This window comes from Mesorhizobium sp. M1217 (assembly GCF_040318275.1).
In the GTDB taxonomy this organism is placed as follows: domain Bacteria; phylum Pseudomonadota; class Alphaproteobacteria; order Rhizobiales; family Rhizobiaceae; genus Mesorhizobium.
The window spans coordinates 130,044-149,132 of record NZ_JAMYMA010000014.1; the positions used below are offsets into that span (position 1 = coordinate 130,044).

Below are 19,089 nucleotides of genomic sequence, written 5' to 3' on the forward strand. Positions count from 1 at the left end.
TCACATATGGCTCATCCGAAGGTCTTCCGTCGCATTGCGGAGGCGATCGGAGAGCTGGCGGGCAATGCTTCTCAACACGGCTTGCGCGATATGCGGCTTGGCCTTTGATATCTTGTTGGCGGCAGACGAGGCCAGCTCATAGGCAACAACGTCCTCGTCCGCGATCACGTCGGTCGAGCGCGGTCGCTCGGTCAGGAAGCCCATTTCCCCCACAGTACATCCAGCCCCGATGCTCGCCAGCCGCCGCCGTCCGCCCGGCGCATCCACCCAGACGCTGATACAACCGCGCGTCAGCATCCACAGTCGGTCCGCCTGATCGCCAGCGCGGCACAGCACGGCGCCTTTGGGGAACTCGACGTGGTCGAGATAGCTCATCAGCACCTTCAAATCTTCCGGCGCCATGGTCATGCCGAAATCGGTGCGCTCGAGCGGCACCGCTATCACCGAGCGGGCAGTACTGTCCGTGCACTCGACGATTTCCTCCTCGAAGCGCTCCAGCGCTGCCTCGAGATCGGGGTAGATGTTGGGCCCATCGCTTTGTGACGTAAACTCCTCCAGGGCCTCGGCATCCCCGAGATCACTGAAGAACAATCGCTGACCACGCCGGGCGCTGCGAGCGGAGATCTGCTGCAAGGTCAATGCGCCGGAGGCGTCGACGTCGCTGACGGCGCGGAAATCGAGAATGATCACTCGCACCACGCTGGGCAGGCGGTCAATTTCCTCCGCGAGCTCATCGGCATTGCCAAAGAACAGCACGCCCTGCAGCTCGAGGACCGCCAGCTCGCGCTCGTGAATCGCCAGCAACTCGGTCTGAGCAGTGGAGCGGATGCGCCTGGAGCGCGTCTTGCCGACGATCTCCTTGCGCCGCACCACCGGTCGGCTCATTTCGATCATGAAGACAATGCAGGCCAGCGCCACGCCGACCACGGCGCCGATAACGGGTTGGCCAAGGACTGTGGCGAGCGCCACAGCGGCGACCACGGCCATATTGCGCCGTGCCTGGCTGCGGCCCACCGCGCTGTCGCCGAGAAGTGCCTGCCGCGCCGTCCGCAGTGCCCAACGGTCGATGGTATTGATGCCGACGAAGACCAGAATGGCGGACAGCACAACCAGCGGCATCGAGAAGATCAGATTCGGGAACGCAAGGATGGCCGCAAGCAGCACCGCCCGGCTCGCAAACGTCGAGGTGCGCATGCGCCCGCCGGCACGGTAGTTGGCGGCGGTCAGCGCGGCCGACGTGGATACGAACAGCCCGCCCATCATGGGAGAGACAAGATTGGCCATGCCCAGCCCGACAAGGGCGCGGCCTGAATGTCGGCCAGATTGCGCGCAGGGCGCAGGGTAAAGACGGTGTCGAGCGTTCCCACGATCGCCAAGGTCAACGAGCCCGCAATCATGGTCCACCAGATATGTTTCAGCCCCAGCCGGAGCGTTGAGGCAGCTTCGATCATGCTTACCGGTGCCCAGCCCTCTATATCGATCGATCCGATAACGGGCCCGAGCTCAATGTCGGGCGCCCACAGACGGGCAGCATGGTAGATTACATAGCCGATGATCAGGCCGGCAAGCAGCGCCGGAACTTTGGGCGCAAGCCGCGTGATCATCGCCATGGCCGCGATCAGCGCAAGACCGAATGGAAGTCTTGTGACCGTGGCCAGGCTGAAATCCGCCGCCACGATGCCGCTCCAGGAGGAGACCGCGAGAAGCATCGGCGTCTGGCTCTTGATGACCAGGATTCCGACGCCCGAGACGAACCCGGCGACAACCGGATGGGGGGCAAGCTTGACGATCCGGGCGAGTCCGGTTGCGCCGATAAGCATCATCCATAGGCCGGTCAGCATCACGCAACCGACGAAGGCAAGCAGCGCTTGTGTCGTGTTGCCGTCGAGAGCGACCAACAGGGATCCCAGCAGGCTCGCCTGGATCAGCGAGTTGCTGGGCATGGTCGTCACGAAGCACGACCGTTGAAATGCGGACGCGACAATGCCGCCGACAATGGCAGCGATGACGCCGGCAAGGGCGCCTTCCGCCACCCGATCTGCGCCGAGCGGTGATAGGGCAAGGACGCCGGAGGAGACGCACATCGGCAATGCTACGCCCGCGGTCGTCACGCCCGCGGTGAGTTCCTGGGCCAGAAAGCCCATCCCTGCGCTTAAATTACGCGCAAAATCCGTCTGTATCGCAACCTGTTCAGTCACGGCGTTTCAAAGCCCCACAAGATCTCACGGTGGTGATCCCGCCGACCGCGTCCTTGTGTAGGACGCGCATCGGCGGACACGCTCAAACTACAGCACGAGCATGGTGGCCAGCCCGAGCATCAGGCCCATGCCTACGATATCGGTCACGGTGGTGAGAAAGATCGCCGAAGCTACGGCCGGATCGGCGCCGACCCGGCGCAGGCCCAGCGGGATCAGCACGCCGGAGATTCCGGACATGAGGCACGATCCGGACATTGCGAGCAGGATCACAAGTGCCAGCATGGGCGCCTGGGCCGCCGACTCCGGTTGCCGCGAGGCGTAGAACCACATGGCCGCAGCCGCCACAAGGCCGACGAGCACGCCGTTGGCGATCCCGAGCGCACCCTCCCTCATCACCAGGTGCAGTTTCGGTCGTTTATCCACATCGCCCAAGGCAAGGCCACGCAGCGTCATAGCCAGTGCCTGGCAGCCGGTGTTTCCGCTCTGCCCGGCCAGGACCGGGAGGAATGCCGCCAGAGCGACAATCTTCTCGATCGTGCCTGTGAACGAGCTGACCACGAAAGCGGCCATGAAGGCCGTCAGCAGGTTGAGCTGCAGCCACGGATGACGCTTCAGGAAGGCTGAAAACAGCGGCGTGAAAGAACGCTCCTCCTTCTGGACACCCACCATCTGGCCCGACTGGGCAGAAATCTCGATGATTTGCTGCTCGAACAAGCGCCAGCCACGGACCTGCCCGAGCAGCCGGTCCTCCGCGTCCACCACTGGATAGACAGGGTAGTGCCGGCGTACCGCAGCCTTGCAGGCGTCGCTCAAGGACAGACCGACGGGGAGGGCGAACGGCTTTGGCAGCATGATCTGATCCACGGTTGCGTCGGGTTCGCTCAGCATCAGATCGCGCAGGACTACGAGGCCAACCAGTTTGTCGCCCTGGTCGGTGACGTAGAGATAAGTGAGCTCGGTCGGCACCTGGGTGCGTCTGACGGCCTCCACTGCGGCGGCTACAGTCGTGCCGACAGGAACGCTGGCGGGAATCGGGTCGATCAGCTCGACGAGCGACTCGGGGATCGCGAGGTCCTTGCCATCGCCATGAGGCTTGATAGGCCGCATATGCGGCGGTAAATGCTCCGCCACCTTACGGGCGTGCCGGTCCGGCAACAACTTTAGTGTGTCCCGAATGAACTCGGGAGACTCTCGGGCCAGCAATACCGCCGCGTCATCAGGTGCTCGAGCACGCAGCGTGCGCACCAGCTTCTCAACGTCGTTCTCTTCCTTCATCTGTTCCCCCAATTGCGAGTGTCTTGCCTCTGACGGTATGACACGAATCTGATCGCTCCGCCCTGGCGCAGTGGCCTAAGCGCCTCGATCTGGGAATCTTCGCCTTCTCCAGGCGCCGAGTAGACCGTACCCAGACAAATCTGAGCCATTGCGGGTGCATACAGGCGGGCTGTAACCTCTGCGTGTCGCCGAGAATTCAACGTGTTGCGAACTTCACCGGTCTTTTCGTAGGCTCTGCGAGCACGCCGCACCAATGAAACTTAAAACCCGGAAACTCTGCAGAGGCAGGGCCTCTGACGTTCGAATGATTTGCCTCATGCGGCGCATCTTGCCAGTTCCACCAGCTCTGAGGCTGATGAATTCGCCAGGATGACAAGGTGATTTGCGTGAAGCCGTAATAGTTTAGCCTGAGAAAAGGATTCTCTGTATGAAGTCTGTCCGGAACGAGAGGTGCTCTTGAGAGCTTGCAGGTCCGGGGCAGGCAGCCTGCTTTGTGAGACTCGACGTCGTTTCGGTCCGTCCGCGTTAACGTAGGCCCACTGATCACAGCGGTAGACCGCTCGATCGCACCTGGGGGCGAACGAAGACTCGTTTCGAGAGTGGCATCGGCTCGGCAATTGCCATCTCACCTGACAGGCCACCCGTATTGGGGATGCGTCGAGCTGTCGAACTGTGACTGAAGACCCTCGACCTCATAGCCGGCGTCCGCCAGTTGGCTTTGACTAATCCTTTTCCTTCCCGCTTATCTTGATTCCGCGCCGTTCCGCATACTCGATCAACGCAAGTTCTATCACCGAAGTAACAGAACGCCGCTCCGCTTCTGCAAGCTGCTGCGCCAAGACCAGCACCGGCGGGTCAAGGCGGGTGGTGAACGGTTTTTTCGTCATTTTCGCTCTGCGGCTTGATATTTAGTTTCAAAAGGCGCATATATATGCACGTGCATCGCACGTGCACGGCACGTTCAACGGCTGACCAGAGTGCGCCAACACTCCAGTCAGCCTGACCACAACCCAAGCTGATTGGAGCTCGGATTATGGGTGATTCCGACAATACCACGACTCTGCCTTACGTCACCCGCAGGCGACTACTTGCGGGAACAGTGGTGGCTAGCACGGCATTGGTCCTTGAAGGTAGCGCGTGCGCAGGCGACGCTGGAACCGGAAGGACGAATTTGCCTTCTGACCCGGCGCTGGAGCTATGGCGGGAATGGGAGGAAGCCCACAAGCTGACCGAGCGCCTTTGCCGCGGGCAGCAGCGTTTGGAAGCGGAGCTCGTCGAGAGTGTCGGCTTTCCCTGCGCGACCGTCCGCTTAACCACGGGCGAGGAACTGACGGTCCATTCTGTCGAGGCGCTCAAAGACGTGCTCGGCAAAGACCGAAATTCAGCGGCTCTGTGCAAGAAGGCCGAGGCTGATTTCGCCCTGCATCAGGCACGCTGGGCTGCGGCTGCCGAGGGGACCGGTTACACCGCACTGCTGAAGGCCGAGCGCGAGGCTGGCGAGCGGGCGCAGGAGCTGCTGAAAATGTTCTCAACGACTGCCGCCACGAGTCTCGCCGGTGTGGCAGGAAAGCTCGATGCCGTGTTGCGCGAGGGCGAAGCCTGGGAGGAATACTCCGAATTCCCATGGCCGCAAATCCGCTCAGCCTTCCGCGATTTAGTGCGCATCGTCGGACGCTTTGATGCTGACCGGGAGCGTCGTCGAAGGATCCGTCATGACCAAACTGAAACTCTCCATCATTCCGGATGACCCCGGGCAAGACGAGGGTCAAACTGCCCGGCGCGCCAGGGCTTCTTCGGAGCCCTAGACTGGAATGATCCCGTGTGGCAGATGTTCGCGATGCGCGTCTTCTCCACCGTTTTAGGTCTTCGCCGCCGCTTTTGGTCATGGATCGCCACGGGCGCTGCTAGGGAAAATGCCGTCATCGGGCAGCGCACGAAGTTCGGCGCTGGGGCGGAAATCTTCAATATCCGCGGCGACCGGTCTCGCGTCTTGATCGGCGCGGACAGCCATTTAGATGGACATTTGCAGGTCTTTGCCCACGAGGGTCGGATCAAAATCGATGATTGGTTCTATCTTGGCCCAGGCTCAACGATTTGGTCGTCGGACCCGGTGGGGATCAAGATCGGGAAGCGGGTGCACGTCTCATGGGGCGTCGCGATCCACGACACCAATTCGCATCCGATGGACCCCCAGAAGCGTTTTGCGCAGATGCAGGCCATTTTCAGGGAAGGTCACCCGCGCATCGACCCTGGGATCCGTTCGGCTCCTATCACGATCGGGAATGATGTATGGATCGGCAATAGTGCCATGATTATGAAGGGCGTCACCATCGGCGATCGGGCGATTATCTCGGCCGGGTCGATTGTTCGATCCAACGTCCCGGCCGACGCGTTGGTGCGCCCGGCCGACCTAGTGAAATGATGCCTTTGGGTACCGTTCATCTAGGAGCGCTATGCCATCGTATAGCGCGACATGCATTTGAGGCATTTTCGAGCAAATCTCTTTGAAATGCTCGCGCATCTCTGTTTCGTCTGCGCTGGTCGCAATGGGCATTGAAAGCTGGCGCTCGTCATCAATCGCGTTGATGGTGAAGCGAAGCGGTGGTCCAGTGTACATCTATTCGTCTCGGTCTACGGGGCTTCGATAAAGGGCATGTGCTTGATACGCTCCCATTGGTCTTTAGCCGTAGTTCCGGACCAGCGGTTGCGCAGTGCGCTCTCTCTATAGGCTTGGGCGGGCTCCAGTCCCGGCATGTCGGATCCGTCAGGTAAGAAGAACACGTTGCCGCCAGCGGCCGAAACCGCGACCAGTTTGTATCCGTGATCCTTGCAGAGTTTCGTCAGGGCGGTGATCGACGCGCCATGATACCAGCCGCTGTCGTGCTTGGCCATGCGATCGAACGCGTGATCATAGGGCACTGTGACGGGATTGAGGCCAAAACTGGCGTTGTATTCCACGACAATAACGGCCGGACGCACTGGTAACAAGGCTTGCAGAAACCAGTAGTCGTTTCCATCGACGTCGACGGAAAGCACGCCAAGCTGCGGAAAATGCGTGGCGAGACTTTTGATGTTGTCGAGATCAATGAAGCTCTGGCGCACTTCGATCCGCTTTGGAAGCAGCGAGCGCGCCAACCGCACGGTCGTTGCGTCGCCGTCGACCAGCAGACCTCTGAATTCGCTAAGCCCAATGCAATTGTATTCCGTCGGATGGAAACCAAATTCCAAGAACGTTTTCGGGCTTTGGCCAGCAATCTGCGACAGGATCGCACTTTCGTCCGATTGCGGAGACCCGGCAAGGCGAGCCTTTGCGAGGTGAAAATAATAGCGGAGCGGGCTTGAGCGAAGGAAAGCATGCGTGCGCGACAGGACATTCATCAATGGATGACTCCTTGATCGCCCGCCCGCGGCCAATTATTTGCGGCAAGCGGCGGCGGTTTGCAAGCTTGCAAAACGCCCGCGTCCGCCACTCTGGACGCCGTTTTAAATCGCCGAAAAGGCGTCATAAGAATTGCTGCCGGGAGCCGCTCGAGGTCGCACCAACATGGCACGGCAATTCGACCAGAAATCCTGTGGGAGAGAGTGTTTCGGCTCGGGTTGATCGTCGAGGCCGAGACGTCGGCCCAATTCCCGGCGCTACCGTCCGCTGTCCTGCGGCTTCTGATGCAGGTCCTGGCTTTTCGACCACCAGACAAAATATAGCGAGCCCATCTTCATGACAGCCACGCGCCGGTCGCGTTCCCGGGTTCGCAACTCACGATAGGTCTTCCTCTTCAAGCAATTTCGGGGCCGATAGACGCGGCGCGGCGGAACGGAGCGAGATCGCCGGAACTGGCTTCATTTGAAGAAGTCCGGCAATGCCGTTGATGGCCAGCACCGCACAGACGATCGGTCCGGCGATAAACGCACAAGAGGCAGAGGATCGCCGCCAGCACCAGCCGCGGCTTGCGCGACCGACGGCGCGGAGCTCGGACTTCACCGACCAGCGCGCCGCAGCGGTTTGTTCATCATCAGACATGCGCACCATCCCGCGACCATTTCGTACGGCGGGTCGAAAACATCAACCTGCCCTAGCGTCGGCTATGGACATGAGGTTCCAGGGCGTCGCCCGGCGCCTGATGACATGCCAAGGCTCGGCGCCCGGATCGGCCTCGGCGAGGTGAACTGCGCAAACCAGGACGCGACCTATAATCGCTGGATCACGGCGTGAGGGAGGGTTCGTATCAGACGGCAGTCAGCGCGGCCAGCAACGAATTCATCGGTCGCCGTCCGGCATCCGCCGTAGTCATTGTAATCGTCCAGGATCATGAGCCCGCCTGGGCTCAACACCTCTAGGGTCTGCTCAAGACAGAATTTGACCGGATCGTGCCAATCGCAATCGAGATGGGCCAAGGCTATTCTGGTTTCCGGATGAAAGTGCACCGTGTCTTCGAACAAGCCCTTGTGAAGGACGATCTTTTCGCCATCGACCGGGACGCCAAAGTCCTTGAAGCTGGCACTCACCTTATCGAATAGGTCGCCTTGATACCCGTAATAGGTATCACCGCCAATGCCTTTGGATCGTCCCGACCGGATGGTCTCGTAGCGGGCCTTGGATTTTTCGTCGTCCTGTTCAGTCGGGCTCGGAATCATGCCAAACACATCGTAGCCGTGGAAATGACGGCCTCCGTCGAGTTCGGACGCGATGAAGATTGCGGAGCCACCGAGTGCGATACCGTATTCGATGAAATCGCCGGGGACCTTTTCACGCCTCAGCCGCCTGATTGCATCGCGAAGGCTAATAAACTTTGCGTCCGAAAGATACGTCAGACGGGCGCGCTGCACCGAGCGGGCGATGGCCGGCACTCTAAGCCTGTTCGCATTCTTAACGAGGTGTCGGGTGAGTCCTGATAACATCGTACGATGCTAGACAGCAGCCTCGGGATTCGCAAGCACCCCCGGAGAGGCAAAGTGAGCCGCAGCGGTTCGATCGGAGACGGCAGCCATCCGACACGATGTCGGCTCGGGCCGAGCCGGCCGCAACAATTGCTCCGCTGGTGAGCGTCCACGGATGTGCCGGGCTGGGCTGCAATTGGTCTTCTTGGCTGGGACCGTCCTTTTTATGGAAATTGGACTCCGCTAGCGCAACGAGCAGCCCGACAGCCTGGCCCCAGGTTTGTGGGCGGCGTAATTGTCGAGGATGACGTGGACGGCCTTGTCGGGCGGGAGCTCGGCCTCGATGGCGTTGAGGAAGCGGATGAACTCCTGATGGCGGTGGCGCTGCATATTGCGGCCGATGACCGAGCCGGCGAGCACATTGAGTGCGGCAAACAGGGTGGTGGTGCCGTTGCGCTTACAGTCAATGCGTCATCGTACCGGCTCGTCCCGGTTTCAGCGGCAGCCCCGGCTGGGTTCGGTCGAGCGCCTGGATCTGGCTCTTCTCGTCAACCGATAGCACGACGGCATGGGCCGGCGGCGAGACGTGGAGCCCGACGACATCGTGCAGTTTCTCGGCGAAGGCCTTGTCGTTCGACAGTTTGAAGCTGCGCCAGCGGTGCGGCGCAAGGCGATGATCGTGCCAGATCTTCACGACCGACGACGCGGCGATACCCGCCGCCTTGGCCATGGCGCGGACGGTCCAGTGTCGCTTCCCGCTTCGGCGGCTCCACGTCAACGTCACGACCTTGTCGACTAGACGTTTGTCCAGCGGCGCGATCCCGGGGGGCCCGGTCTTGCCGCGCAGGAGGCCTTCGACGCCTCTGTCATGAAGCGCTCCTGCCACCGCCAGACGCAGGTCTTCGACTTTCCGGTCGCCGCCATGATCGCCACGGTTCCCAAGCCATCCCCGCTCAGGAGGATGATCTTCGCGCGCCAAACATGCTTCTGAGGCGAACTCCGCGCGGCGGTGATGGCCTCAAGCCGCTTCTTGTCAAAGGTTGTGACGTCGATCTTGATACCCGTGCGCATTCACAAGCTTCGCACGACCAGCGCAAAGGGGAATCCAAAACCGAACTCCTCCGTATCGATCAATCCACTGGCAAACAATGCCAGAGCTGCTCCGTCACGGCGAGTTGCGGCCCAAGCTCCGCAGGCGGCGGGCTCGCTGCTGTCTCGTCTGAAAGACGAAGATAGAGGCGAGGTACGAAGACGCATCCACCACTTGCTGTTTCAGCAGAAACCCTCAACTTTCAACCAAGAGTGGTCCTCGGGATCGCCGGCGCGACTGGATCGGCTGAGCGGGTGCTCCGATGGAGTTTCCGGGCGTAAACGTCGGCCCGGAATGGGCGCCCAGCTTTGAATCCGGTGCTTGAACAAAGATAGAGCGGCGGACCGGCTCGAAGGGCCGCCGTTCCGGGTCGTTCAGATCACAAGGAACGAACCTGCTGCAAGCGACAGACCTGGAGAGAGAGTGGCGAACTGTATTTGAGCTGCGCCACCGATCCCGTCGCTGTCGAAAGAGAGCGCCCCGGTTGAGCTGTTGTAGATGATATGGTCGGAGCTGTCATGCGCAGCCGTGCCAGCAAAGAAAGCATCGGATGAAAGGCCGCCCAACTTAAGGCCGGCAAAAACGGCGTCGTCGAGCTGGATCTTGTCCTGGAGCTTGTTGAAGTCGGTGACCTTGTCGATATTGCCGGCTCCAAGAGCGCTGTTGAACACAAATGCATCATTGCCTCCGTTACCGGTCAAGATGTCGGCACCGCCGCCACCATTGATGATGTTCGCGCCGGCATTGCCCTGGATGGTCTGGGCGAACTCGTTGCCGGTTAGGTTGATTGCCGTGGTGGCGGAGGGATACCTTGTGGCGAGAAGCTCGACCTCCGAGCCGGCCGCAAGCGCATAGCTCACCGTGGTGGCTATGTTGTCGCGACCGCCGCCTACCGCCTCGATCACTCTGTCGCCGACATTGTCGACATAGTAGCCGTCGTTGCCGCTATAGCCGACCATCGTGTCGGCACCACCGAGGCCATTGAAGACATTGCTACCGGCATTGCCTTGGATGGTCTGGGCGAACTCGTTGCCGTTGAGGTGGATCGGCGCCGTGCCGGACGGGTTGCTGGTGGCGAGAAGCTCGATCTGCGAGCCGGCGGTAAGCGCATGGCTCACTGAAGTGATCACCTTGTCGGTGCCGCCGCCTACCGCCTCGATCGCTTTGTCGCCAGCATTGTCGACATAATAGGTGTCGTTGCCGCCATAACCGATCATGGTGTCCGCGCCGCGTCCGCCGTTGATGACATTGGCGCCGGCATTGCCCTGGATGGTCTGGGCGAACTCGTTGCCCGTCAGATTGATCGCCGTCGTGCCGGACGGGTTCGTGGTGGCGAGGAGCTCAATCTGCGAGCCGGCCGAAAGGACATAGCTCACCGAGGCGAGCACCTTGTCGGAGCCGCCGCCGGCGGCCTCGACCACTTTGTCGGCAGCATTGTCGACATAATAGGTGTCGTTGCCGCCATAGCCGGTCATGGTGTCGGCGCCGCCGAGGCCGTTGATGACGTTCGCGCCGGCATTGCCCTGGATGGTCTGGGCGAACTCATTGCCGGTGAGGTTGATTGCCGCCGTGCCTGATGCATTGTTGGTGGCGAGAAGCTCGATCTCGGAGCCGGCCGCAAGCGCATGACTTACGGAGGCGAATGCTTTGTCGGTACCGCCGCCCGCTGCCTCAATCTCCTTGTCGCGGATGTTATCGACATAATAGGTGTCATTGCCGCCATAGCCGATCATTGTGTGGCCGCCGGCCCCGTGAAACACATCGTCGCCGCTGGTGCCATACAGGGTGTCGCTTGTGTCGACGGGAGGCGGAGTGGTCCCCGTCGTTGCAAGGTTGTGTTCCCGGAAAACGGCCTGCAGTTCCGAAGAGCTCTCCAACGCTGTGTCGCCTCGCTGCGAACCCCAGGCGTATGCGTAGTCGAAGGCGGGTGACGGAACCAGCTTGGCCCAGTGCTCCATCATGGTCTGCATCTGGGCGGCGGTGGGCACCACATATTTGCCACCCATGTCGGTGTTATACTCGCCACCTCCAAACGCCTGGTAGCCCGGAACGATCTGGCTCGTCGGGATGCCCGATGCCTGAGCGGCGGCGACGAATTTATCGATCATGTTGTAGTCGACCGGGCCATCCGTGCGGACGGGATAGACATCTATGCCGTAGTAATCGATACCCGTATTGGCGGGATTGTACGTGCCCCTAAAATCCGGATTCGCCGACGTCCCCAGGCTCATCATTGTGATGTAGGTCTTGGCGCCTGGGAAATGCTCATGGATCCAATCGGATTCGGCCTTCAGATTCGCTGCGGAGGCGTAGGTACCCCATTGGCCGGTGGGATCCGGCTCGTCAACCAGGAAGAACCCAAATACGTTCGGATTGCCGAGGAAAGGAGTAACCTTGTCGATAAAGGATTGGGTTACGCCGTTGGCCTCGTCGAGGTAGACCAAGCCTTTCATGCCCTCTGGCAGCTCGTTGACTTGGTCAACATATTGCACGCTAGCCAGATTGAATCCGGCTTTTGCAATGTCCGTGCCGGATCCGCCCGACGTGTAATGGAGAGTCGCCATCCATAATCCCTCATTTTGATTCGATAGCGCCCCGCGAATGTCTGCCTACTAGAAGGTGTATATTAGCGCCAAATCACATACCTGCACGCCCTGATAGAATGGTTGATCGGTGGCCGGATTGTCACATTGCGTCGAAAAATATATTTCCGGATAGTCGGCCTTGTGGGATAAAAAACGAATTTGATTGCAGAGATGCTCACGTTGTTTCTGAGGGATGTTTGTCGATATTTTGATGACATCTTATCTATCGCCGATAATACACAATTATACTCAATAGTTTATTTAACAAACAATTTAAATTTTTATTAAAATTACTTTACGACTATGAATATTATCAATGAAGACGTGTTGGAGGTGCTGACACTCTTCAGAAAAACGAAAAAATCTGATGTTTTGGATTATAAAAGTCTAAACTATAAGATCGAACGCCAAGCCGGGGTAGAAAAACTGCTTTTCTCCACAAGATGCATTTGACTGCCGGCCAATTGAGCCGACATTAACTAAGATGCCAGCCGGATCGCGCTCTCTGCCGGAGACACCAATTTGTTGTGGACAGATACCGCAGATCCCAGTCCGCGACCAAGGTGTCTGCAACTGAGATTACGACTCGGGGGATCGTCAGAATTGGAGAACTGGCTGGGGCGCCAGGATTCGAACCTGGGAATGTCGGTACCAAAAACCGATGCCTTACCACTTGGCGACGCCCCAACAGCCGGAGCGTGCCCGCTGTGCGCGCGGCCTTATAGGACGAGCCGGGAGAAAGCTCAATGCCGACATATCGACTATGCGCGACCGATTCACCAGTTTTGCAATCGTCACTTTGACGGACCTATTCACCCCAGACAGCCATTTCATTGCCGGCCGGATCGACGAAATGGAACCGCCTGCCGCCGGGGAATGAAAAGATCGGCTTGACGACGGTGCCGCCGGCATTCTCGACGGCGCTTAATGTTTCCTCCAGCCTTTCGGAATAGAGCACGGGCAGCGGCTTGGCCGGCGCATCTTGGCCATCCGCCTGAAAACCGCCGTCCAGCCCTTCGGCAAAAGCTGAATAGGTCGGCCGTAATCGGTGAACGACCATGAGAAGGCCGCGCTGTAGAAAGCCTTCAAGCTGTCCAGCGTTCCGCCTGTCGCTGGCATTTCCAGATAATCGAGCTTGCCGGTCATTCTCGTCGTTCTGCCATTTGTTCTCCTTATGTTCTACAACAAAGCCTTCCAAAAAGCAAGTCTTTTCGACGCCGCTTTTCATTAATCGATTGTAGAGGCCGGCCGGCTTGGTCGATGCCTTGCCTTTCGCACTGCAGCATCATATCGCTCGATTTGCCAGTATTTCCAATCTCCTGCAACCGGGGAGCAAGCATGACCAAGTGGGTCTACATTTTTGGCGACGGCGCCGCGGAAGGCCGTGCCGGCGACCGCAATCTGCTCGGCGGCAAGGGCGCCAACCTGGCCGAAATGTGCAGCCTGGGCCTGCCGGTGCCGCCGGGCTTCACCATCACCTCCGAAGTCTGCAACGCCTATTACGCCAACGGCCACACGTACCCGGCTTCGCTCGAAGCGGACGTTGCGGTCGCGCTCGAACATGTCGGTCGGCTGACCGGGCGCCGTTTCGGCGATCCCTCGAAACTGCTTTTGGTGTCGGTTCGCTCAGGTGCGCGCGCCTCGATGCCAGGCATGATGGACACCGTGCTCAATCTCGGCCTGAATGACGAGACGGTCGAAGCCTTGGCCGCCGATTCAGGCGATCCGCGCTTTGCCTATGACAGCTACCGCCGTTTCATCCAGATGTATTCCGATGTCGTCATGGGCCTCGACCATGAGGTGTTCGAGGAAATCCTCGAAGACCAGAAGGGCGGGCTTGGCCATGAGCTCGACACCGAGCTGACAGCCGTCGAATGGCAAGGCGTGATTGCGCTCTATAAGGCGAAGGTCGAGGAGGAGCTCGGCAAGCCGTTTCCGCAGGATCCGCACGAGCAGCTTTGGGGCGCCATCGGCGCGGTGTTTTCCAGCTGGATGAACAACCGCGCGATCACCTATCGGCGCCTGCACGACATTCCCGAAAGCTGGGGCACTGCGGTCAATGTCCAGGCCATGGTCTTCGGCAATATGGGCGATACCTCGGCCACCGGCGTTGCCTTCACGCGCAATCCGTCGACCGGCGAAAAGCAGCTCTATGGCGAGTTCCTGGTCAATGCGCAGGGCGAGGATGTCGTTGCCGGCATCCGCACGCCGCAAAACATCACCGAGGCGGCGCGCATTGCGGCCGGCTCCGACAAGCCGTCGCTGCAGAAACTGATGCCGGACGCCTTCCAGGCTTTCGTCAGTATCTCCGACCGCCTGGAAAAGCACTACCGCGACATGCAGGATCTCGAATTCACCATCGAGCGCGGCAAATTATGGATGCTGCAGACCAGGTCCGGCAAGCGCACCGCCAAAGCGGCGCTGAAGATTGCCGTCGACATGGCCAGGGATGGACTGATTTCGAAGGAGGAGGCCGTCGCCCGCATTGATCCGGCCTCGCTCGATCAGTTGCTGCATCCGACGATTGATCCGAAGGCGGCGCGCGACATCATAGGCGTCGGCCTGCCGGCTTCGCCGGGTGCTGCCACCGGCGAGGTCGTCTTTTCCTCCAATGACGCCGAGGAGGCCAAGGCGCAAGGCCGCAAGGCGATCCTGGTGCGCATCGAGACCAGCCCCGAGGACATTCACGGCATGCATGCGGCCGAAGGCATCCTGACAACGCGCGGCGGCATGACCAGCCACGCCGCCGTGGTGGCGCGCGGCATGGGCAAGCCTTGCGTTTCGGGCGCGGGCTCGCTGCGCGTCGACTACAAGGCCGGCACGCTGATGGCGATGGGCGCGACCTTCCGCAAGGGCGACATCATCACCATCGACGGCTCCAACGGCCAGGTGCTGAAGGGCGCCGTGCCGATGCTGCAGCCCGAACTCTCAGGCGATTTCGCCGCCATCATGGAATGGGCCGACGGCGCGCGCCGCATGAAGGTGCGCACCAATGCCGAGACGCCGGTCGATGCGCGCATGGCGCGCTCCTTCGGCGCCGAAGGCATCGGGCTTTGCCGCACCGAGCACATGTTCTTCGACGGCGATCGCATCATTGCCATGCGCGAGATGATCCTCGCCGATACGGAAAAGGACCGGCGAACGGCGCTGGCCAAGCTGTTGCCGATGCAGCGCTCGGATTTCCTCGAACTGTTCGAGATCATGGCGGGGCTGCCGGTGACGATCCGACTGCTCGATCCGCCGCTGCACGAATTCCTGCCAAAATCCGAAGAGGAGGTGGCCGAGGTGGCCGCTGCCATGAACGTGTCCCCGGACAAGCTCCGGCGCCGCACCGAGGCGCTGCACGAGTTCAATCCGATGCTCGGCCATCGCGGTTGCCGGCTTGCCGTCTCCTATCCCGAGATCGCCGAGATGCAGGCGCGCGCCATTTTCGAGGCGGCCATCGAGGTCGGCAGGAAGGCCGGCGCGCTGGTGGTGCCGGAGATCATGGTGCCGCTGGTCGGGCTGGTGAAGGAACTCGACTTCGTCAAGGCTCGCATCGACGCCGTCGCCAAAAGCGTGATGCAGGAGACCGGCGTCAGGATCGATTATCTGACAGGCACGATGATCGAACTGCCGCGCGCCGCGATCCGCGCCCACGTCATCGCCGAGGCGGCCGAATTCTTCTCCTTCGGCACCAACGATCTGACCCAGACTACGTTTGGCATCTCGCGCGACGATGCGGCTTCGTTTCTCGAGACTTACCGGAAAAAAGGCATCATCGAGCAGGATCCGTTCGTGTCGCTTGACATAGACGGCGTCGGCGAGCTGGTGCGGATGGCGGCAGAGAAGGGCAGGGCGACGCGGCCCGACATCAAGCTCGGCATTTGCGGCGAACATGGCGGCGACCCGGCGTCGATCCATTTCTGCGAGAAGGTCGGCCTCGACTATGTCTCGTGCTCACCCTACCGCGTGCCAATCGCCAGGCTGGCTGCTGCGCAAGCAGCAGTGCAGGCTGCAAAAAAGCCGGCGCGTGAATAGACCAAACCGAAGATGTCGGACAGAGACGCTGACAAACCATCGATCCTAGAAATGTCCGCCGCCTGACATCGGAACATGGCACGCGCCGCGAGCGTGGCGGTCTATTTGCAGCACTGGCTAATGGATTCTTCCGCGCACCAAGGAAGGTTGATGTTTTCGGCCCGCCGTGTGAAATGGCCGCGGGATGGTGAGCATGTCTGATGATGAACAAACCGCTGCGGCGCGCTGGACGGTGAAGTCAGAGCTCCGCGCCGTCGGGCGCGACAAGCCGCTGCTGCTGGTACTGGCGGCGATCCTGTGCCTCTATTGTGCGTTTATCGCCGGACCGATCGTCTATGCGGTGCTGGCCATCAACGGCATTGCGGATTTCTTCAAATGAAGCCGGTTCCGGCGATGTCGCTCCGGTCCCGGTACCTGCGTCCACCGCGCCCGAAATTGCTCGACCTGGATGAAATTGCTTAGCCGGGATGAAACCGTTCCCGTCTATCGTTCGTACCTTGGGGGTAGGGGGAGGACACGTGACGATAAGAATCAGGCTTCCGGGCGGGACTTTGAAGATCAAGAAAAGGGACGAGCTGCGGCGGCGCGAGCAGAAGCGCGAGGTGCCGGTTTGGCAGGTCGGCAATTACTTCCTCATCTGGTGGCCGAGCGGGATGTCCGATCGCCCATCCTCGCCCAACAAATCCTCGCCCAGGAAATAGCCCGCGCACCGGACGATCCCGGCTGGGCATGACCCTCGGTGAAGGGATCACCACCTGCGCGCCTAACCTCCGAAGACCGCTCGCCAAGTCCCAGAAAAAGTCGGCGGGCGGGCGTTGACTCTTCCGCCACGGAAGGTCTTTGATGCTGCAATGCACAATTTGGGGCGGCGGAAGCGATGGCAGTACGTATCAGAATGCCGGGCGGCACACTGAAAGTGAAAGTGTACCGCGAATTGCGCGACCGCGAGCGCGCCCGCCGCATACCCGTCGTCAAGATCGGCCGGCTTTATTTCACCTGGTGGTCGAACCGCCAGCGCCTGATTGACGATCACTCGCCAGGATGAAGCTCCTTCGTCCGGGCATGCGCCTGCCCGCCCGGCACCGCGAAGCCTCCGCCGGCCAGCTCGCAAAATAAGTTGATGATGCTGCTGTTGACTCTTCCGTTACGGAAGGTCTCTACTTACCGCATTGCACACAATTGCTGCGTTGCACAACGGGAGTTGGACCGATGGCGGTGCGTATCAGGTTGCCGGGCGGCACTCTGAAGATGAAGACCTATCGTGAGTTGCGAGCCCGGGAACGCGACCGCCGCGTGCCTGTGATGAAGATGGGCTCGCTGTATTTTGTCTGGTGGTCGAAAAGCCAGGAACCTCAGCAGAAGCCGCGGGACAACCTCCGGTGAATCCACCTCGTTCTGACCATGATCAGTGTTTGGGCGGAAGTCAGAGTTCGAGCAAGGCCTGTCGTGAAGCCACGCACGAGCGATTTTTAACTGTGTCGCCAAAGAACAGTGCCGCTGGTTGAGCGCGAACAGGTCAAGCAGTTTGTGGCGCACTGCGTAAGCTCTTTCACCGATCAAGGAGATGGAGCACGCACTATAACCTGGTTCCGTGATGCCAGTCTTGGATCGCCGCCTCGACTTAATCTGGTCGATCTGGAACCGATAGATGCCCCGCGCAAGCGGCGCTGCAGGCTACAAAGAACGGCCGCAGATAAGAGTTGCAGTCCGCCAGCATCTGACCTTACCGATTTGTTACCAAATTCACGCGAACGTGCGCGTGACGGCTCCAAATCCCGACATCGTTTCTGCCCAGTTTCCGGCTCCCGAAGCCGCCCCGGTGCCAGAAACAGATGTTGCAGACCCGCCCACGCACGTCGGCTTGTTTTTCATCCTCCAGACGAATTCATCGGCGATCTTGTCCTCGCCTCCGCGCTCGCCAGTAACCTGCGCCTCCAATATCCAAGGGCCAGGATCGTGTTCCTTTGCGAGGCGGACTTTTGCCGGTACCTGATGGCTCATGGCATCGCCTCGGACGTGGTGGCGTTCCATCGTGCACGGATGCGTGGCACCCCTGTGCAGCGTGGTCGCGAGCTTTACGCGATGGTGCGCGCTCTGCGCCGGTTCCGATTGACCTGACCATCGACCTAGCCGATTCCAAAACCTCACGCATCATCGTCAGGCTCGTCAACGCCAAGACCCGCGTCGGATATGATCCTCCAGAAAAACCATTGCGCTGGCTGGAACGCCAGCCCGCCAACATCCTGGCCAAACCGTTTGGCTTTGGTGGCCAGCATTATCTCTATCGCTATCTTTCGCCGCTTGAGGCGCTTGGCGTGGAGTTACGTGCGCCGGTCCCAAAGATTGAGCCGCTGCCGCTGGAGACCGCCAAGGCATTGGCGCTTCTCGATCGGCATCATCTCCGGCGCAACGCTTTCATAGCCGTTCATGCGGGAGCGAGCTTCCGGGGGCGGCAATGGCAACCGGAACGTTTTGCGCTGGCGATCGACGAGCTCTCGCGACAGACCGGCTTGGACTTCCTGCTTGTCGGCGGCCCCGGTGAGCGGGCATCTGCCGAGCGCATCGTCGCCAAGGCCGCTTCGCCGGTCGTCAACGTAGTCGGGGCGCTGTCGCTGGCAACTCTGCTGGCGGTCCTTGGCCAGGCACGGCTGTTTCTGGGGAACGAGAGTGGCCCGATGCACATGGCCGCCGCCGCGGGAACGCCGGTTGTCGGCCTCTTCGGGCTGACCGACCCCGCCGTCTGGGGTCCTGTCGGCGTGGCCAGTGTTACGCTGCGGCCCTCCATGCCTTGCGAATGCATAGCCAGGGACCTGTGCCGCCGCCCCGATCCGAGCAAGACTTGCTGCGTCTGGCGACTTGAGGTCAAAGCGGTGGTCGACGCGGTGCGCGCGATCCTTTCACGTACGGTTAAGGACGTGGAGCACGCATTGTGATCTCGGCTTGCCAAAGGTCAGGCCGGCGGTCAAATTGCCGCTGCCGACGCTTTTGCAGGGGCATCGTCCCGATTTCCGCCTTGATGCCGGTCTTGGGGTCGCCGCTTCAACTT

16 protein-coding genes, 1 tRNA gene and 2 pseudogenes are annotated in these 19,089 nt (G+C 60.4%); 7 read left to right on the forward strand and 12 right to left on the reverse strand.

What is annotated here, in order from left to right; all coding sequences use genetic code 11:
- The 4 genes from NKH37_RS23100 to NKH37_RS23115 form a co-directional block, all read right to left on the reverse strand.
- The gene (locus NKH37_RS23100) at positions 1–1,284 is read right to left on the reverse strand and encodes a cyclic nucleotide-binding domain-containing protein (protein WP_353041416.1); all 1,284 of its coding nucleotides are present in this window, start codon (positions 1,282–1,284) and stop codon (positions 1–3) included.
- On the reverse strand, positions 1,260–2,144 hold the full coding sequence (locus tag NKH37_RS23105) for a SulP family inorganic anion transporter (RefSeq protein WP_353041418.1): 885 nt from the start codon (positions 2,142–2,144) through the stop codon (positions 1,260–1,262). The genes NKH37_RS23100 and NKH37_RS23105 overlap by 25 nt, the downstream gene beginning before the upstream one ends.
- A 141-nt stretch (positions 2,145–2,285) precedes the next feature.
- Positions 2,286–3,473 carry a magnesium transporter gene (locus tag NKH37_RS23110; RefSeq protein ID WP_353041420.1) on the reverse strand — a complete coding sequence of 396 codons (1,188 nt, stop codon included), beginning with the start codon at positions 3,471–3,473 and terminating at the stop codon, positions 2,286–2,288.
- Between the two features lie 722 nt (positions 3,474–4,195).
- Entirely contained in the window at positions 4,196–4,360 is a 165-nt protein-coding gene (locus NKH37_RS23115; RefSeq protein ID WP_353041422.1) for a hypothetical protein, read from the reverse strand.
- 146 nt (positions 4,361–4,506) lie between these two features.
- On the opposite strand from NKH37_RS23115, the gene NKH37_RS23120 reads away from it, so the two are divergent.
- On the forward strand, positions 4,507–5,220 hold the full coding sequence (locus tag NKH37_RS23120; protein WP_353041423.1) for a hypothetical protein: 714 nt from the start codon (positions 4,507–4,509) through the stop codon (positions 5,218–5,220).
- A gap of 81 nt (positions 5,221–5,301) precedes the next feature.
- On the forward strand, positions 5,302–5,895 hold the full coding sequence (locus NKH37_RS23125) for an acyltransferase (protein WP_353041506.1): 594 nt from the start codon (positions 5,302–5,304) through the stop codon (positions 5,893–5,895).
- A gap of 209 nt (positions 5,896–6,104) precedes the next feature.
- Here NKH37_RS23125 and NKH37_RS23130 read toward each other — a convergent pair whose 3' ends face one another.
- The 7 genes and pseudogenes from NKH37_RS23130 to NKH37_RS23160 form a co-directional block, all read right to left on the reverse strand.
- Entirely contained in the window at positions 6,105–6,851 is a 747-nt protein-coding gene (locus tag NKH37_RS23130) for a hypothetical protein (protein ID WP_353041508.1), read from the reverse strand.
- 376 nt (positions 6,852–7,227) lie between these two features.
- Entirely contained in the window at positions 7,228–7,500 is a 273-nt protein-coding gene (locus tag NKH37_RS23135; protein ID WP_353041425.1) for a hypothetical protein, read from the reverse strand.
- Positions 7,501–7,658: 158 nt separating this feature from the next.
- Positions 7,659–8,318, reverse strand: coding sequence for a TylF/MycF/NovP-related O-methyltransferase (locus NKH37_RS23140; RefSeq protein ID WP_353041427.1), 660 nt, complete (start codon positions 8,316–8,318; stop codon positions 7,659–7,661).
- A gap of 309 nt (positions 8,319–8,627) precedes the next feature.
- Positions 8,628–9,419, reverse strand: a pseudogene (locus NKH37_RS23145) (IS630 family transposase); the annotation flags it as partial.
- Between the two features lie 393 nt (positions 9,420–9,812).
- A complete protein-coding gene (locus tag NKH37_RS23150) occupies positions 9,813–12,002 on the reverse strand; it encodes a calcium-binding protein (RefSeq protein WP_353041429.1) in 2,190 nt (729 codons plus the stop codon).
- A gap of 633 nt (positions 12,003–12,635) precedes the next feature.
- Positions 12,636–12,710, reverse strand: a tRNA-Gln gene (locus NKH37_RS23155).
- A gap of 121 nt (positions 12,711–12,831) precedes the next feature.
- Positions 12,832–13,169: pseudogene (locus tag NKH37_RS23160) on the reverse strand (VOC family protein).
- 192 nt (positions 13,170–13,361) lie between these two features.
- On the opposite strand from NKH37_RS23160, the gene ppdK reads away from it, so the two are divergent.
- The 4 genes from ppdK (at position 13,362) to NKH37_RS23180 (ending at position 17,426) form a co-directional block, all read left to right on the forward strand.
- Positions 13,362–16,043 carry a pyruvate, phosphate dikinase gene (ppdK, locus tag NKH37_RS23165; RefSeq protein WP_353041431.1) on the forward strand — a complete coding sequence of 894 codons (2,682 nt, stop codon included), beginning with the start codon at positions 13,362–13,364 and terminating at the stop codon, positions 16,041–16,043.
- 193 nt (positions 16,044–16,236) lie between these two features.
- Positions 16,237–16,422 (forward strand): hypothetical protein, encoded by a 186-nt coding sequence (locus tag NKH37_RS23170; RefSeq protein WP_254820493.1) that lies wholly within the window; start codon positions 16,237–16,239, stop codon positions 16,420–16,422.
- A gap of 498 nt (positions 16,423–16,920) precedes the next feature.
- Positions 16,921–17,088, forward strand: a complete 168-nt coding sequence (locus NKH37_RS23175) for a hypothetical protein (RefSeq protein WP_353041433.1) — start codon at positions 16,921–16,923, stop codon at positions 17,086–17,088.
- 164 nt (positions 17,089–17,252) lie between these two features.
- Positions 17,253–17,426: a hypothetical protein gene (locus NKH37_RS23180; RefSeq protein WP_353041434.1), complete on the forward strand. Its 174-nt coding sequence runs from the start codon at positions 17,253–17,255 to the stop codon at positions 17,424–17,426.
- Between the two features lie 360 nt (positions 17,427–17,786).
- Here the strand turns inward: NKH37_RS23180 and NKH37_RS23185 are convergent, their stop codons facing one another.
- On the reverse strand, positions 17,787–18,044 hold the full coding sequence (locus tag NKH37_RS23185; RefSeq protein ID WP_353041436.1) for a hypothetical protein: 258 nt from the start codon (positions 18,042–18,044) through the stop codon (positions 17,787–17,789).
- Between NKH37_RS23185 and NKH37_RS23190 the strand changes: the two genes are divergently transcribed.
- Entirely contained in the window at positions 18,023–18,976 is a 954-nt protein-coding gene (locus NKH37_RS23190) for a glycosyltransferase family 9 protein (RefSeq protein ID WP_353041438.1), read from the forward strand. The genes NKH37_RS23185 and NKH37_RS23190 overlap by 22 nt on opposite strands.
- The last annotated feature ends 113 nt before the right edge of the window (positions 18,977–19,089 follow it).